16 protein-coding genes are annotated in these 15,615 nt (G+C 60.1%); 14 read left to right on the plus strand and 2 right to left on the minus strand.

The genetic code is table 11. From position 1 onward, the window contains the following. The 5 genes from QLG10_RS26200 to QLG10_RS26220 form a co-directional block, all read left to right on the plus strand. A partial coding sequence (locus tag QLG10_RS26200; protein ID WP_282488277.1) for a transposase occupies positions 1-590 on the plus strand: 590 nt, incomplete at its 5' end. Positions 591-732: 142 nt separating this feature from the next. Continuing rightward, positions 733-2,268 carry an MFS transporter gene (locus QLG10_RS26205; RefSeq protein ID WP_282488278.1) on the plus strand — a complete coding sequence of 512 codons (1,536 nt, stop codon included), beginning with the start codon at positions 733-735 and terminating at the stop codon, positions 2,266-2,268. A 26-nt stretch (positions 2,269-2,294) separates the two neighbouring features. Then, entirely contained in the window at positions 2,295-3,359 is a 1,065-nt protein-coding gene (locus QLG10_RS26210; protein WP_282488279.1) for an HlyD family secretion protein, read from the plus strand. Then, on the plus strand, positions 3,356-4,855 hold the full coding sequence (locus QLG10_RS26215; RefSeq protein ID WP_282488280.1) for an efflux transporter outer membrane subunit: 1,500 nt from the start codon (positions 3,356-3,358) through the stop codon (positions 4,853-4,855). Before QLG10_RS26210 ends, QLG10_RS26215 begins: the two co-directional genes overlap by 4 nt. Before the next feature lie 114 nt (positions 4,856-4,969). Continuing rightward, positions 4,970-5,530, plus strand: a complete 561-nt coding sequence (locus QLG10_RS26220) for a hypothetical protein (protein ID WP_282488281.1) — start codon at positions 4,970-4,972, stop codon at positions 5,528-5,530. Positions 5,531-5,543: 13 nt separating this feature from the next. On the opposite strand, the gene QLG10_RS26225 is transcribed toward QLG10_RS26220, so the two are convergent. Beyond that, on the minus strand, positions 5,544-6,302 hold the full coding sequence (locus QLG10_RS26225; protein ID WP_033042424.1) for a slipin family protein: 759 nt from the start codon (positions 6,300-6,302) through the stop codon (positions 5,544-5,546). 2 nt (positions 6,303-6,304) lie between these two features. Beyond that, a complete protein-coding gene (locus tag QLG10_RS26230; RefSeq protein ID WP_188265223.1) occupies positions 6,305-6,838 on the minus strand; it encodes an NfeD family protein in 534 nt (177 codons plus the stop codon). A 196-nt stretch (positions 6,839-7,034) separates the two neighbouring features. On the opposite strand from QLG10_RS26230, the gene QLG10_RS26235 reads away from it, so the two are divergent. The 9 genes from QLG10_RS26235 to QLG10_RS26275 all read left to right on the plus strand — a co-directional run bounded on the left by QLG10_RS26235 (position 7,035) and on the right by QLG10_RS26275 (position 15,498). After that, positions 7,035-7,496, plus strand: coding sequence for a YbaK/EbsC family protein (locus tag QLG10_RS26235; protein ID WP_110751774.1), 462 nt, complete (start codon positions 7,035-7,037; stop codon positions 7,494-7,496). A gap of 132 nt (positions 7,497-7,628) precedes the next feature. Beyond that, positions 7,629-7,874, plus strand: a complete 246-nt coding sequence (locus QLG10_RS26240; RefSeq protein WP_110751776.1) for a DUF2789 domain-containing protein — start codon at positions 7,629-7,631, stop codon at positions 7,872-7,874. A gap of 116 nt (positions 7,875-7,990) precedes the next feature. Then, positions 7,991-8,419 carry a MarR family transcriptional regulator gene (locus QLG10_RS26245; RefSeq protein ID WP_248679098.1) on the plus strand — a complete coding sequence of 143 codons (429 nt, stop codon included), beginning with the start codon at positions 7,991-7,993 and terminating at the stop codon, positions 8,417-8,419. Then, positions 8,416-10,488, plus strand: a complete 2,073-nt coding sequence (locus QLG10_RS26250; protein ID WP_282488282.1) for an FUSC family protein — start codon at positions 8,416-8,418, stop codon at positions 10,486-10,488. The genes QLG10_RS26245 and QLG10_RS26250 overlap by 4 nt, the downstream gene beginning before the upstream one ends. Beyond that, on the plus strand, positions 10,485-10,694 hold the full coding sequence (locus QLG10_RS26255) for a DUF1656 domain-containing protein (protein WP_008059581.1): 210 nt from the start codon (positions 10,485-10,487) through the stop codon (positions 10,692-10,694). Before QLG10_RS26250 ends, QLG10_RS26255 begins: the two co-directional genes overlap by 4 nt. Further along, positions 10,691-11,578, plus strand: a complete 888-nt coding sequence (locus tag QLG10_RS26260) for an HlyD family secretion protein (protein WP_110751782.1) — start codon at positions 10,691-10,693, stop codon at positions 11,576-11,578. The genes QLG10_RS26255 and QLG10_RS26260 overlap by 4 nt, the downstream gene beginning before the upstream one ends. Then, positions 11,575-13,023, plus strand: coding sequence for a TolC family protein (locus QLG10_RS26265; RefSeq protein ID WP_110751784.1), 1,449 nt, complete (start codon positions 11,575-11,577; stop codon positions 13,021-13,023). The genes QLG10_RS26260 and QLG10_RS26265 overlap by 4 nt, the downstream gene beginning before the upstream one ends. Before the next feature lie 93 nt (positions 13,024-13,116). After that, complete coding sequence (locus QLG10_RS26270; protein ID WP_110751786.1) at positions 13,117-13,752, plus strand: NADH:ubiquinone oxidoreductase subunit N; 636 nt, start codon at positions 13,117-13,119, stop codon at positions 13,750-13,752. Positions 13,753-13,986: 234 nt separating this feature from the next. Continuing rightward, positions 13,987-15,498: a YdgA family protein gene (locus QLG10_RS26275; protein WP_188265220.1), complete on the plus strand. Its 1,512-nt coding sequence runs from the start codon at positions 13,987-13,989 to the stop codon at positions 15,496-15,498. Positions 15,499-15,615: the final 117 nt, after the last annotated feature.

Raw genomic sequence — 15,615 nt, forward strand, 5'->3', positions numbered from 1 at the left:
GGACGCCGCCGACACCGCTGTATCGCCAACTCCTGAGTCTTTTTCGCCGCCGGGCGGCCTTGGTCCAGGCCAGGGTCGGCCTAGTGCAAAGCTGGTCGAATGAGCCCTTGCTGAAGGCTGCTTTTTCCGAGCAAATAAAGTCCATGCAGCAGCTTGAGACGCTGATCGAAAAGACGATCAACGATCAGCTGAAAGAAGCCGGTTTGCTGGGTCAGTTGAAGCGTTGCCTGAAAGTTGAAGGGGTTGGATTTTTGACTGGCGCCCGCTTGCTCACGGCGTTCCACCGCGGAGACTTCCGAAACGCAGATGCCTTTATCGCCTTTCTTGGAATGGACTTGCGGGTGTCAAAATCAGGGCAAAAAGATGGTCGCCGAAGTTTGACCAAGCGAGGCGATCCAGAAGCCCGCCGCCTTCTGCACAATGCGGCTATGTCGGCGAGTCGAACCGAAGCCTGGAAAGGGTTTTACCAAGAACAAAGAAATCGGGGTTTCAGCACCACTCAAGCCCTGGTGATGCTGGCTCGCAAGCTCGCTCGGATCGTATTCGCTCTGCTAAAGGGACAGAGCGAATACCAACCGAAAACAAGTTGAGGGCTTCACCTCAACCATAGAATCTCCCACAGGGTTTCGTATCGTTGCGTGTAACGCACTTATAACCTGTCGATAAGTCAGTTTTCGTCAGGTCACACGCTTCTTAGAATGTTTCGGACTTCTAATCCCGGAGCTCGCAACAATGATTTCCCTCACGGTCACGGCACCTCTCGCCGCGACCAGCCCGACGGCCGCCACACCACCGGTCTTCGGCCCGCGGATCATCATCGGCCTGGTTGGCGTGTTGCTGGCAGTGCTGGTGTCGGGCCTGAACGAGATGGTGACCAAGGTCGCCCTGGCCGACATCCGTGGCGGGTTGGCCATCGGTTACGACGAAGGTACCTGGCTGGTCGCTTGCTATGCCGCGACCTCGGTGGCTGCCATGGCGTTTGCGCCTTGGTGTGCCGTCACGTTCTCGCTGCGGCGCTTCACCCTCTGCGCCATCAGTGCCTTCACGCTGCTGGGGGTGTTGTGCCCTTTGGCGCCGAACTACGAAAGCCTGCTGGTCCTGCGCACATTGCAGGGGCTGGCCGGTGGCGCGCTGCCGCCGATGCTGATGACCGTCGCCCTGCGTTTTCTGCCAGCCAATGTAAAACTCTACGGATTGGCTGGTTATGCCCTGACGGCCACTTTTGGCCCGGGCCTGGGCACGCCACTGGCAGGCCTCTGGACCGAGTATGTGGGCTGGCAGTGGACCTTCTGGCAAGTAGTTGCGCCGTGCTTGATTGCCATGGTCGCCGTGGCTTACGGCATACCTCAGGATCCGCTGCGGTTGGAGCGTTTTAAACAGTTCAACTGGCGGGGTTTGCTCCTGGGTTTTCCGGCGATCTGCATGCTGGTGATCGGCATCCTGCAGGGCAATCGGCTGGATTGGTTCGAGTCGAGCCTCATTGGTGGCTTGCTGACAGGCGGTACGCTGTTGCTGGTACTGTTTTTAATCAACGAGTGGTCGCAGCCGATTCCGTTTTTCAAGATGCAGATGCTCGGCATCCGCAATCTGTCGTTCGCGCTGGTCACCCTGGCCGGCGTGCTGGTGGTGTTGCTGGCGGTGGTGATAATTCCTTCCAGCTATCTGGCGCAGGTTCAGGGGTATCGCCCGGTACAAACTGCACCCATCACCCTGTTGGCGGCGCTCCCGCAATTGATAGCGCTGCCGTTGGTGGCTGCGCTGTGCAACCTGCGCTGGGTCGATTGCCGCTGGGTATTGGGGGTCGGCCTGAGCATGCTGGTGTTGTCCTGCATCGGCGGTTCGCAGTTGACCTCGGCGTGGATTCGCGACGAATTCTATGTCCTGCAACTGCTGCAGATCTTCGGTCAACCCATGGCGGTCCTGCCGCTGCTGATGCTCTCGACCGGCAGCATCAACCCCATGGACGGACCGTTTGCGTCGTCCTGGTTCAACACCGTGAAAGGCCTGGCGGCAGTGGTCGCCACCGGCGTGCTGGAAACCCTGACCACGCAGCGCCTGCATTTTCACTCGACCATGCTGGTGGACCGTCTCGGTAACTCTCCCCTGGTCGACAGCGACACCCCGGGCCTTGCCCACCGGCTGCATGAGCAGGCCGTGGTGCTGGCCGCCTCGGATCTTTACCTGTGCATGGCCGCTGTCGCGTTGGCGCTGATCCTGCTGATTTTCTGGCTGCCGACGCGGATCTATCCGCCCCGTGCGCCGACTTGAATGCATCACTGAAACAGAAGGTTTTCATGACGACTCAATCCAAGCAAAAAGTGGCCGTTGGCGTCGCCGTCGTGATCGCGACGGGCGTACTGATTTATCTGCTGGCGCCCGGCCTGTTTGGCCAGCGTACAGAGCAGAGCACCAATGATGCCTATGTCTCGGCCGACTACACACTGGTGGTGCCGCGAGTTGCAGGGTTCATCAAGCAAGTGCTGGTGGAAGACAACCAACAGGTCAAGGCCGGGCAACTGCTGGCGCAGATCGATGATCGCGACCTGCGCGCCGCCGCCGAAGCGGCCGCCGCCGAAGCCGTGGTGGCCCAGGCGCAACTGCAAAATGCCCGGGCGACACTTGAGCGTCAGGCCTCGGTGATCGCCCAGGCACAGGCACAGGTAGTGTCCGCCAAGGCTGAAATAGCCTTCGCTCAACATGAACTGAACCGCTACGACCACCTGGCCGGGGTCGGTGCCGGCACGGTGCAGAATGCTCAGCAAGCGCGCACGCGCATCGACCAGGCCACTGCCCGGTTGGCCAATGTCACGGCGGTGCTGGCGGCGGAGCGCAAGCAGGTGGATATCCTTACGGCCCAGCGTGACGGGGCAGAAGGTGGGTTGAAACGGGCGCAGGCGAAGCTGGAAATCGCCAGTTACGAGCTGTCTTACACACGGATCACCGCGCCGCAGGATGGCATGGTCGGTGAGCGCGCGTTGCGTGTCGGGGCCTATGTCACGCCGGGCAGCAAACTGCTCGCCGTGGTACCACTGGCGCAAGCCTATGTGGTGGCCAACTTCCAGGAAACCCAACTGACGAATGTGCAACCAGGTCAGGACGTGCAGGTGCGTGTCGACACCTTTGGTGGCGCAGTGCTGAACGGCCGGGTCGAGAGCATCGCACCGGCCACCGGCGTGACCTTTGCTTCAATCAAGCCGGATAACGCGACGGGCAACTTCACCAAGGTGGTGCAGCGGATTCCGGTGAAGATCGTGCTGGAACCGGGTCAGCCGTTGGCCGAACGGTTGCGGGTGGGGATGTCGGTGGAGGCCAGTATCGATACGGCTGGTGCGAAGGCCAATGAGGTTGCGCAGCGATGAAGATTTTCGTTGATTGCGATCCCCTGTGGGAGCGAGCCTGCTCGCGAAGAGGCCCTCCGTCTCGACTCGCCCTTTGCGCCTTGGTCGTGATGAGCCTGTCAGCCTGCACAGTAGGCCCGGACTTCCAAAAACCTCAGGCACAGCAAGTCACCGAGTGGGCGAAACCATCCAAGGCCGCCGCCAGCCAGGCCAGTGAGGAGACGATGAACGAACGCTGGTGGCAAGTGTTCAACGACCCGAAACTCTCGGCCCTCACTCAACGTGCCCTGAGCGACAACCTCGACCTGAAGCTTGCCAGCAGCCGCTTGCAACAGAGTCGTGCGGTGCGCCAAGTGATCACCGCCGACCGCTATCCGAACACCGCCGCCACGGGAAGCTATGTCCGTAAACGCAACAGCGGCGAAGGCCTGAACGATCCGTCGGGGCATAACGGCAATTCTGCATTCAGTGTCTGGGATGCTGGCTTCTCTGCCTCTTGGGAGCTGGATTTCTGGGGGCGCGTGCGCCGCGAAACCGAGGCCGCCGATGCCACCGTGGAAGTCGCCGAAAACGACCGTCGCGGTGTGCTGTTGTCGGTGGTGGCGGAAACCGCTCAGGACTACATTCAATTGCGCGGGGTGCAGAACACCCGTGCCGTTACCGAACAGAACCTTGAGGTTGCTCGGCACAGCCTGAAACTTTCGCAGCTGCGCCTGGCTGACGGTGTCGCAACGGACCTTGATGTCGCTGAAGCCGCCGCCCAGGTCGCGGCCATCGAGTCGCGCCTGCCAGCACTGCAGCAGCGCCAAGCCCAACTGATCAACGCCTTGAGCCTGTTGATGGGTGAACCTCCCCAGGCGCTGGCGGCCGAGTTATCCACTGACGCGCCGGTGCCGCAAACGCCGCGCCAGGTCGCCATCGGCCTGCCGTCGCAACTGGCCGAGCGCCGCCCGGACATTCGCCAGGCCGAAGCCCGGCTGCATGCCGCGACCGCAAGCATCGGCGTGGCCAAGGGGGATTTTTATCCACGGATTACCCTGTCAGGCAGTGTCGGTTCGCAAGCCATGCAACTGAGCGATTTCGGTTCCTGGGGTTCACGCACGTTCGGCATCGGCCCGCAGTTCAGCCTGCCGCTGTTCGACGGCGGCCGCCTGCGCGGCGTGCTGAACCTGCGCGAAGCCCAGCAACAGGAAGCGGCCATCGCCTATCAGCAAACCGTCTTGCGCGCCTGGCATGAAATCGACGACCAATTGAGCGCTTACGACGCCAGCCAACTGCGCCGCGACAGCCTCGCCGAAGCGGTACGTCAGAACCGCATCGCCCTGCAAACCGCGCAACGGCAATACGTCGAGGGCGTGGTGGACTTCGTCAACGTCCTCACCGTGCAAGGCGCCTTGCTGGCGACCCAGGAGCAATGGGTAGAGAGTTCCACCGGCGTGTCGCTGGCAGCAGTCGGGTTGTACAAGGCACTGGGTGGCGGATGGGAGTCGGTTTATCCGTTAACTGCGCAACGGTGAGTGAAATCGTGAAACCGGACGTAGGAAGCGTCCTGATTTTTTTGTGTGGGCATTCGAGATGCCCATCAGGGGTTAGCATTTTGGTCCACTTCATGACCCTGGTTATGCATCCCTATGAATGCCAATCCTTATGCGCCTCCAGTGGCCGAACTTGATTGCACTGAACCAGCCCGCGCGACCTTTTTTGTTGTGGGGACTAGCAAATTCGCGCTGATGATCGTTTCGACCTTTGGTTTGTACCTTACCTATTGGATGTATAAAAACTGGAAGCTTTACCGCACCGCTACGGGCAAGAAAGTGTTACCCATAGTCCGTGCAGTTTTTTTCGTGTTTTTTGTGTATTCGTTGTTTAGCAGCATTGATCGGCGAATACGCGCTTCAGGTAAGGGCTATCGTTGGTACCCACGCTTGCTGGCGTTGATTGTGATCATGACTGCGCTAACGGGCATGGGGCTAATGTGGTTGCCGGATCTGCACATAAGCTTTGCGCTGAGTCTTCTGGTTTTACTCTTGCAAGTCTGCTCGTTGTTGCGTGTACAAGAAGCAATCAACTATCTGGAAAACGACGTGCGCGGGACGGCGAACTCGACACTGACTTTTGCCAATGGCGTCGGGTTTGCATTTGGCTTGTGCTGTTGGGGCGTGATGATTCTGACTTTCTATACCCTGTTGTAGTGTCCGCCTCGACTCAAGGCTTGGCCGACAGATCCGCCATGCCCTTGAGCAATTCGATCGGCAAAGGAAAAACAATGGTCGAACTCTTGTCCCCGGCGATCGAACTCAGTGTCTGCATATAACGCAGCTGCATGGCGCCGGGTTGGCGGCCGAGCATTTCGGCGGCCTGCATGAGTTTTTCCGACGCCTGCAATTCGCCTTCCGCGTGGATCACCTTGGCCCGGCGTTCGCGTTCCGCTTCTGCTTGTCTGGCGATAGCGCGGATCATCGATTCGTTGAGGTCCACGTGTTTGATTTCGACATTGGCAACCTTGATGCCCCAAGCGTCGGTCTGGGCGTCGAGTACTTGCTGGATGTCGATGTTCAGTCGTTCTCGCTCAGCCAGCAGTTCATCAAGTTCGTGTTTGCCGAGCACCGCACGCAAGGTGGTTTGCGCCAGCTGGCTGGTGGCCATGAGAAAGTCTTCGACCTGAATGATTGCCTTCTGTGGATCGAGTACTCGGAAGTACAGCACTGCATTGACTTTGACCGAGACGTTGTCGCGGGTGATCACATCTTGTGGCGGGACGTCGAGGACGATGGTGCGCAAGTCGACCCGGACCATTTGCTGGATCACCGGAATCAGCAGGATCAGGCCGGGGCCCTTGACCTGCCAGAAGCGTCCGAGCTGGAACACCACCCCACGCTCGTACTCGCGCAGGATGCGGAACGTCGCCCCCGCCAGTGCGATCAGCAGTAGCAGCAGCGCGACAAAACCGATTTGCAGACCCATGGCTAACCTCCAACCGTTACCGCGTCAGCCGCGGCCACTTCCAGCAACAATCCCTTGCGCGCCACCACCCGGACTTTTTGCCCGACCTGCAATGGCTGGGCGCTCGATACCTGCCAGTGTTCGCCCTGTAGATGCACCCAGCCCAGACACGCATCGCCGGCCTGCAAAGACAGCACCGGGGTCACGCTGCCCAACAGGCCGGCGTCACCGCTGACGGTGTGGCGCGGTCGGGTCTTGAGGGCGCGGATCAACAGGAATATCAAGAGCAGCGCGCTGAGCAGTCCCAGGCCGACCATCAATGGCACGGGCAGTTCGGCATTGGTCAGGATCACTGCGCCGATCACGAACATCACGATCCCGCCCAGACCGATCACACCGTAGTTGGGCAGCGCCGCCTCGGCGATTAAAAAGGCGATACCGAAAGTGATCAGCCAGATCCCCGCGGGATTGGAACCGGGCAGTTCGGCGGTGTCTGCAGCGAGGGCTACTCCGCTCAATGCCAACAGCAACGCAAGCGCACAACAGCGAGTGTTCACGTGACCCTCCGGGAGAGTCGCAGGTGGTTCTGTATACAGTCTAGTTGAGGCGCTGGTTGTATGAATTTTGCTCAGTTGTCGACCTGTCCGATGGGCGGAATTCCCGCTGGTTTACACCAATGGACCTAGACTTTTACTACGTACAAAAGTGTTAACCATGGTCCGCCGGACGTTTTTGCGGACACCGAGGTGCATCATGCGTATGGCAAGAACCGTGCAGAAAAGCCTGGACCAGGCTCAATGCGAATATGACATCGTCACCCATCCCCACTCGGCCAGCAGCCTCGAAACCGCACGGGTGGCGGGTATTCCTGCGGAACGGGTGGCCAAGTCGGTCATTCTTGACGACCACCACGGGCATTACCTGATGGCCGTGCTCCCCGCCAGCCGTCACCTGGACTTGAGCAAAGTGCGCAGCACCGGTGAATGGCAGGTCTCCCGGGAGAGCAACCTGCCGCACCTGTTTGAAGACTGCGAACGCGGCGCCGTGCCGGCCCTGGGCGAAGCCTATGGACTTGACGTTGTCATCGACCCGCTGCTGACTCGACAGAAAGACATCTATCTGGAAGCCGGCAATCACATCAACCTGCTGCACATGGACATGCCGCAATTCCTGAAAATGGTTCCTCATGCGGAGGTGAGGGAGTTGAGTCATTGAGGATTGTTTCGTCAATGCTGTCGTCTTTGCGAGCGGGCTCGCTCCCACAAGGTGAACGACTTCCCTGTGGGAGCGAGCCTGCTCGCGATTGACCGCGCAGCGGTCCCTTTATCCGTTTTACTGGAGCCCGACATGGAAAACCCAACCCACAGCCTTCCCTCCCTGTTCAAGCAGCTCGGCCTGCCTGACGACGCCGAGAGCATCGATAAATTCATCACCACTCACTCACCGCTTAAACCGGACCTGCACCTGGCGGATGCTTTTTTCTGGAACCCGAGCCAGGCGGATCTGTTGCGCAATGAAATTCTGGACGATGCCGATTGGGCGGAGGTGGTGGATCAGCTGGATGTGCTGTTGAGGAAGGGAAGGGGAATGTAAAAAACCGCAGATTTGTTTCAAAACTTGACTGAAAATCCCTTCCAATGTCATATTGATAGTTAGCAAACTAACAGTGTGTGTTCTCCCTCGTGCCGAATAACCTCGACGCTCTGCAAATGAACATCAGCAGTACCATGGTGGTGGCCGCCCGGCATTGGCGCAAAATCTGCCAGGCCACGCTGGCCAACTATGGAATCTCCGAAGCCTGTGCTGTCCCACTACTGATGATCGGGCGCCTGGGCGAGGGCGTGCGGCAGGTGACTGTGGCGCAGGCGGCGGGGATGGAAAGCCCGTCCCTGGTACGTTTGCTCGATCAGTTGTGCCATGGCGGTTACGTCTGCCGCACCGCAGACGCCCAGGACAGGCGCGCCAAATGCCTGAGCCTGACCGCTACCGGTCGGACCCTGGTGCAAGCTGTCGAGGTCGAGTTGGTGCGTTTGCGTCATGAAGTCCTCGAAGGCATCGATCCGGCAGACCTTGAGGCGACGCTGCGCGTGTTGAAGGCCTTCGAGTCGGCCAGTCATTTGCCGGTAGCCAACCCTTGAACGGCTTCTTTTCCGGTATGCCCCCGGCCCGGGACTGGTTCTACGGAGTACGCACCTTCGCGGCCTCGATGATCGCGCTGTATATCGCCCTGCTCATGCAAATGCCGCGTCCTTATTGGGCGATGGCCACGGTGTATATCGTTTCCAGCCCGTTTGTCGGGCCTACCAGTTCCAAGGCGTTGTACCGCGCAGTCGGCACTTTTCTGGGCGCCGCTGCGGCTGTCCTGTTCGTCCCGATGTTCGTGCAGAGTCCTTATGTGCTGGTGCTGGTCATCGCGCTGTGGACCGGGATCCTGTTGTTTTTGTCCATGCATCTGCGCACCGCGAACAACTATGCCTTGATGCTGGCCGGCTACACCTTGCCATTGATTGCCCTGCCGGTAGTGAATAACCCGTTGGCTGTGTGGGACGCGGCCGAAGCGCGCACAGAAGAAATTTTCCTCGGCATTGCCGTCGCTGCGGTGGTCGGTGCAATGTTCTGGCCGCGACGGCTGGCGCCGGTGTTCAACGATTCGGTGAGCAAGTGGTTTGCCGACGCGTCGATCTACAGCGCGCGTTTTCTGGGCCGCAACGTGCAGCCCGAGGAGGTCAGCGCATTGCGCGCCTCGATGGTCGCCACGTTCAATACCCTGGAACTGATGATCGGTCAGTTGCCCCACGAAGGCGCGCGTCCGCAAACAGTGCGCAACACCAAGGAGTTGCGCGGGCGGATGATTCACCTGTTGCCAGTGATCGATGCCCTCGACGATGCGCTTTACGCGCTGGAAAGGCGCACCCCTGAGCTGGTGGGCAAGTTCGCGCCATTACTGGCCGCTGCCACTGAATGGCTCGATCACAAGAATGCCGACCCCGAGCGTTGGCAAGCGCTCAAAGACCAACTCGAAGCGCTGAAGCCCAGCGCCGAAGTGCTGGATGATCGCAAGCAACTGCTGTTCTCCAATGCCATTTATCGTCTCGGCGAGTGGGTCGATTTGTGGCAGGACTGTCGCAGCCTGCAACACGCGATCCAGTGCGAAAGCCAGGACAGTTGGCGTGCGGTCTATCGGCATTGGCGCCTGGGGCGCCTGACCCCCTTTCTGGATCGTGGGCTGATGCTCTATTCCGCCGCTTCCACCGTCGCGGCGATCATTGTCGCTTCGGTGCTGTGGATTGTGCTGGGCTGGACCGACGGCGGCAGTGCAGTGATCCTGGCGGCAGTGGCGTGCAGCTTCTTTGCCTCGATGGATGACCCGGCACCGCAGATCTACCGATTCTTTTTCTGGACGGCGATGTCGGTGGTGTTCGCCAGCCTTTACCTGTTTCTCGTCCTGCCCAATCTGCATGATTTCCCGATGCTGGTGCTGGCCTTCGCCGTACCGTTCATCTGCATCGGCACACTGACGGTCAAGCCGCAGTTTTACCTGGGCATGTTGCTGACGCTGGTCAATACCTCATCGTTCATCAGTATTCAGGGCGCCTACGACGCGGACTTCCTCAGTTTCGCCAACTCCAACCTGGCTGGACCGGTGGGCTTGCTGTTCGCGTTCGTCTGGACCCTGATCGCCCGGCCGTTCGGTGCGGAGCTTGCGGCCAAACGCCTGACCCGTTTCGCCTGGCGCGACATTGTCAGCCTCACGGAGCCTGCCACGCTGGCCGATCACCGGCGCCTGGGCGTGCAGGTCCTGGATCGACTGATGCAGCATTTGCCGCGGCTGGCGGTGACCGGCCAGGACACCGGCATCGCCTTGCGTGAGGTTCGTGTGGCGCTGAACCTGCTTGACCTGCTGGCTTATACGCCGCGGGTTCACGGCGTTCCGCAGGCATTGCTGCGTCAGGTAGTGGCCGAGGTCGGCGAATATTTCAAGGCCTGCCTCAAGGCCGGCGAACGCCTGCCGGCGCCGAGTCCGTTGTTGATGACCCTCGACCGCACGCGCCGAGCGTTGAGCGGCGCGGGTGATGAAGAAACCCGCTTGCACTTGCTGCACGCCTTGAGCGGCTTGCGCCTGGCGTTGTTGCCCGGCGTCGAGTTCGTCGGATCTGCCGAGCCCGAAGAACCGCTTCCCCATGGCATCGATGGAGCGCCTTTATGATCGGTGATCTGGATATCAGCGGGGTGTTTTTGCCTACGCTGCTGGTGCTGATGGGCATTACCTATGTGTTGTACCTGTTGGTGCACGGGGTGCTGACGCGCCTGCACTTTTACCGTCTGGTCTGGCACCGGGCATTGTTTAACGTGGCTCTCTACGCCTTGCTGCTTGGCGCCGTGGATTCACTCAGTCGATACCTGATGACATGAAAAAGCCGTTTTTAACCCTTGGTCGCGTGGTCCTGACCCTGTTGATCGTAACTTTCGCCGTGGTCGTGGTCTGGCGCATGGTGATGTACTACATGTTCGCGCCCTGGACCCGTGACGGGCATATCCGTGCCGACATCGTGCAGATCGCGCCGGACGTATCCGGGCTGATCCAGCAAGTGCAAGTGCGCGACAACCAGTTGGTAAAGCGCGGGCAAGTGCTGTTCAGCATCGACCAGGACCGTTTCAAACTGGCCTTGCGCCAGGCGAAAGCGGCGGTCGCAGACCGCGAGGAAACCTTGGCCCAGGCCCAGCGTGAAGCCAAGCGTAACAAGGGCCTTGGCAATCTGGTGCCGGGCGAACAACTGGAAGAAAGCCAGTCCCGGGTGGCCCGCGCACAAGTGGCGTTGATGGAAGCCCAGGTGGCGGTAGACAGCGCGCAACTGAACCTCGACCGTTCGGTGATCAGAAGTCCCGTGGACGGTTACGTCAACGACCGCGCGCCGCGAACCCAGGAGTTCGTCAGTGCCGGGCGGCCCGTGTTGTCCGTCGTGGACAGCAATTCTTTTCATATCGACGGCTATTTCGAAGAAACCAAACTCAACGGCATCCACATCGGCCAAAGCGTCGACATCCGGGTCATTGGCGACAATGCGCGCCTGCGCGGCCATGTGGAAAGCATCGTGGCCGGTATCGAAGACCGCGACCGCACCAGTGGCAACAACTTGCTGCCCAACGTCAATCCGGCCTTCAGCTGGGTGCGGTTGGCCCAGCGGATTCCCGTGCGTATCGCGTTCGATGAGGTCCCTGAGGATTTCCGCATGATCGCCGGGCGCACCGCCACGGTATCGATCATCGACGACCAGAACCGGGAGTCCGTGCAATGAGCAAGGCCTCGGGTTTGGCGATTGCCGGATTAGGCTTGCTGCTGTCGGCGTGTCAGATGGTCGGTCCGGATTATCACCTGCCGGACGAAGCCGCGATCCACCGTGAAGACCTGCAGGGCGAACTGGCAGTGGACGGCAAGCCGGTGGTTTCGGCGCCGGTGCCTGCCGATTGGTGGCGCTTGTATCAGGACCCGCGGCTCGACCAACTGGTGCAGCAGGCCATGGCGTCCAACACTGATTTGCGTGTAGCGGCCGCCAGCCTGCTGCGCGCTCGCGCTCAGGTGGACGAGGCCGAGGCGGCGGGCGGCTGGAGCGGTGGGGTGAAGATGGGCGCCCAGCGGTTGCAGGAATCCGGTGAAGCGTTCTTGCTGCCGGAAAAGGTGCCGGTGGCCAACATCGGCGATATCGGCATCAGCGCGTCCTACCAGTTTGACCTGTTCGGCACCTTGCAGCGCGGCATCGAAGCGGCCAAGGCCAATGCCGATGCGACCCAGGCCGCCGCCGATACGGCGCGTATTACCTTGGTGGCCGATGTGGTCCGCGCCTATACCCAGGTGTGTGCGGCTAATGAGGAGCGGGAAATCGCCCAGCATTCCCTCGACCTGCAAGCCCAGAGCACCACGCTGATCCAGCGTTTGCGCGATGCCGGGCGTGGCGACGAAACCCAAGTCACCCGTTCGCAAACCCAATTCAAATCCTTGCGCGCCGACATGCCGCGCTATGAGGCGGCGCGTCAGGCCGGGCTGTTCCGCTTGTCGATGCTGCTGGCCAAGCCGGTGGATCAACTACCGGCCGGCACCGCTAGCTGCGATGAACTGCCAAAAATCACCCAATTGATACCGGTGGGCGACGGTGCATCGCTGCTCAAGCGCCGCCCCGACATCCGCCAGGCCGAACGACGACTGGCGGCCGCGACCGCGGGTATCGGCATTGCTACCGGTGAGCTGTACCCGGACATCCGCATCGGCGCGACCATCGGCACGGTCGGTCTCCTGGAAAACCTCGGCGAACCCTCTACCAACCGTTGGGGCTTTGGCCCGTCGCTAACCTGGAATGTGCCGACCAACGGCGCCAGGGCACGCATTCGCGAAGCTGAAGCGGTGACCCAGGCGACGCTGGCGCATTTCGATGGGGTGGTACTCAACGCCATTCGTGAAACCCAGACCGGCCTGGCCCAGTACTCCGCCTTGCTGCAACGCCGTGAGGCCCTGGCGGACGCCGAGCAGTCGGCGAAGCTGGCCGCCGACCAGACCCATCGCTTCTTCCAGGCCGGTCGCGCATCGTTCCTGGCGGACCTGCAGGCGACTCGCACCTACATCGATGTCACCGCGCAACTGGCCGCTGCCAACACCCAGGTTGCCATCAGCCAGATCGATTTGTTCCTCGCCTTGGGCGGCGGTTGGGAAAGCGGACGAACGCAAGCATCGAACTCCGGCAAACCCTGAGGCCGTTGCTATGCTTTGAAGTGTTGAAAGGGCGTTCGTGCAAAAGCGCCCTGGATTCGTACAAGGCATGCGCAGGTCATGGGGAAACCAATAATGAAAAACCCTTATGCTCTCGGCTTCTGGTGCGCCGTTGTGGCGCTGGTGCTGCTCACTGGCACCTATTTCTACGGCATCATGCTGGCTAACCAGATCGACAAAGCGCTGACGTTCCTCGACAGCGCCGCACTCTTGATTGCCGTGATGTCCATTGCGGTGGTGGCCTGGGCCTCGGTCCAAGGGCAACGAATCAAAAAAAGACAGCTTGAACAAGGCAAGACCCTGGTGATGATCTGGAACACCAAGGTGGCGCTACGGCGTGTCGAATCGGTCTTCGACCGGTATTTCTGGGGCAGCTACTGGCAACCGGGCAGGACCTTCCAGGAAGTCATGGGCGAGCTCACGGGTACACCCCTGGAAAAAAGCCTCGAAACCTTGAAAAAACAATGCCTTGAGCTGGACAAACAAGTGGCCGACGACGGTCGGCACTGGCTCAACAATGCCCGCGAGCTGGCTGACGTCGCCACCGCCATGGCCCGCGAGCGCTATCAACTGGACTACTGCGACCCACGCGGCGAAGTGACGGGCGGGGCGGTGATCAACCGGGATTTCGAAGTGTTGATCTACACCTGGACGGCGCGGCTGAAAACCTTTGATCATCAGCTCGATGAGATTGAGGTTCAGTATTCCTGATTGCTAAAAGATCGCAGCCTGCGGCAGCTCCTACAGGAGATTCGCATTACCCTGTAGGAGCTGCCGCAGGCTGCGATCTTTTTTCAGGCGACACTTTTTCACCGTTAACCATTGGGCTGCCTTGCACGCCTGATGCTAACCTGCACCCCACTTTCAGCGCAGTCGTGACCGCAACCCCTCATGGGTTCAGGGAAGACGACCACACCTCAACAACGGACATTGAACGGGTCATTCATGAATAAATCAGCAGGCGTGCTCCTGGGAATCGTTGTCGCCATTGGTGCGATCAGCGCTGGCGGAGCCTGGTTCACCGGCACCAAAATCGAAGGTGTGCTCAACAGCTCCCTGGCGGATGCCAATAAGCAATTGCAGGCTGCAATGGTGGGTTACAAAGGCACGGCCTCGCTGGAACTGGTGTCCCTGGAACGTCATGTATTCAGTAGCACTGCGCATTACCGCCTCAAGGGTGAAGGCGAAATGTTCGGCGAGGCACCGGTCGAGTTGCTGTTTACCGACCACATCGAACACGGCCCGCTGCCGTTCTCGCGCCTGGTATCGCTGAAGTGGTTGCCGGTCATGGCCACCAGTCACTATGAACTGGCAAAGACCCCGCTCACGGAAAAATGGTTCGCCGCCACCAAGGACGCTTCGCCGCTCAAGGGCGTGGTCAACATTGGCTACGACAATTCCACCAACGGCACGCTTGAATTGCTGCCGCTGGAAACTGCACTGGATGACAAGTCCAGCCTGAAATTTTCCGGCCTGAAGGTTGATGTCGCGGCCAGCGCCCAGGCGCAGAAGGTCAAGGCCGATGGCTACATGGACAGCCTCAAGCTGACCACCGTTTCCGAAGACCAGGCACCGGTGCAGGTCGAGTTGAGTGGTCTTACCCTGGCCAGCAACCTGACAAAAAGCACTTACGGTTATTACACTGGCGATAACACCGTCGAACTGAGCAACGGTAAAACCACCTTTGGCCCCAAGCAGTCGGTGCTGGGCTTGAAGAGTTTCGAAATGAAGAACCACACCGAGGAGTCAGGCACCAGCGCTTCCGGGCGTGCCGACTACAGGATCGGTGAAGTGTCCCTGAACGGCAAGCCTGTGGGTTCTGCCCAGCTTGCCATGAGCCTGAAGAACCTCGACATCCCGGCGACGTTGTCGCTGATGCAGATCTACCAGACTAAATTGCAGCCCTATGAGCAGGCCGCCGCCGAGGCTGCCGAGGCCGGTCAACCGGCCCCCGAGCTGAACTTGACCCCTGCAGAAGAAGCGCAGCTTAAAACCGGCCTGGAAAAATTGCTGGCGGCCGGCCCGCAGGTGGCTCTGGAGAACCTGTCGTTCAACACTGCCAATGGTGAAAGCCGCGCCAACCTGGTGCTTGACCTGACCAAGCCGCAATCGATCGACCTGCCGGCTGACCAGTTGATCCGCCAGATGATCGCGTTACTGGACGTCAACCTGAAAGTGTCCAAGCCGATGCTCGTCGACATACTCAGCGTGCAGTCGCAAATCGACGGTCAGACCGACGCCAAGCTCATCGCCGACCAAGCGACTGCCACCACCGATATGTTCAGCAGCATGGCGGTCGGCTCGCAGTTGGCGAAACTGGATGGCAGCGACGTCGTCACCCAACTGCACTTCGCCAATAACCAGGTGCAATTCAACGGCCAGAAAATGACCGTCGAGGAGTTTGTCGGCTTCCTGATGAGCAAGTTCAGTGCTCCAGGCGTAGTCCAGGAGCCCTGAAGCCACTTGTAGGAGCTGGCTTGCCAGCGATGAACGATAGCGCGGTGTTACAGGTACACCGCGGCGACTGCTTCGCCGGCAAGCCGGCTCCTACAGGTCCATTTCAACCCCGGACCA

This window comes from Pseudomonas sp. V98_8, from assembly GCF_029967975.1.
In the GTDB taxonomy this organism is placed as follows: Bacteria; Pseudomonadota; Gammaproteobacteria; order Pseudomonadales; family Pseudomonadaceae; genus Aquipseudomonas; species Aquipseudomonas umsongensis.